Annotated in this window: 1 protein-coding gene; it reads right to left on the bottom strand. The window is 27.8% G+C overall.

The genetic code is table 11. The features are described 5' to 3' along the window. Nucleotides 1-698 (bottom strand): helicase-related protein (locus tag OYV_RS04215; protein ID WP_172642371.1); only part of this gene is annotated, 698 nt, incomplete at both ends.

Genomic DNA, 698 nt, shown 5'->3' on the forward strand with positions numbered 1-698 from the left:
GGTAAATTTGTTTTGTTTGAAAAATTGTTTTTGGTTAGATTGGCTAGATTGGTTGTAATTGTTTTTTGGTTAGTTTGATTGTTTTGATTTTTTTGAATGTTTTTGGTATTTTTATTGTTTTTATTTGGCTTATCAGTTTTGGTAGTTGTAATAGTTTTGTAATTTTGATTTCTTATAAAACCATCTTTATTTAAAGAGGCTTGATGAAAAGTAATTCCTAATTGAATTAATTTATTAATTTTGTCTTTTTGTTTAATGTCTTGGGGGTCGTACAAAACAATGATTTCACCTTTTTTGCCCATTCTTGATGTTCTACCACTTCTGTGGAAAAAAAATTCAAGGTGTGAAGGTAAGTTGTAGTGAATAACACAAGAAGCATCAAAATCAATTCCTCTAGCTGCAAGATCTGATGCAATTACGTACTGATATTTTAATTTATGGATAGCTTTAAGGCTTTGTTTTCTTTGTTTAACTGATAAAGCAGAGTTGTAATTAAGCAATTTGAGACTGTCATTTTGTAAAGTTTGAAATACTAATTCTTGTTCTTTTTTTTCATTGACAAATACGAGTGCTAAATAAGGATTAAGGACTTTGGTAAGATGAATTAAGGTCTGCATTCTGCTTGTAGTTGTTTCTAATACATAAAAAGTACGATTAAGATTACTTTGTTTATAAACATCAATAAAAGTAGATTTACC

Origin of the sequence: 'Chrysanthemum coronarium' phytoplasma (assembly GCF_000744065.1) — a bacterium.
GTDB classification, from domain to species: domain Bacteria; phylum Bacillota_I; class Bacilli_A; order Acholeplasmatales; family Acholeplasmataceae; genus Phytoplasma; species Phytoplasma asteris.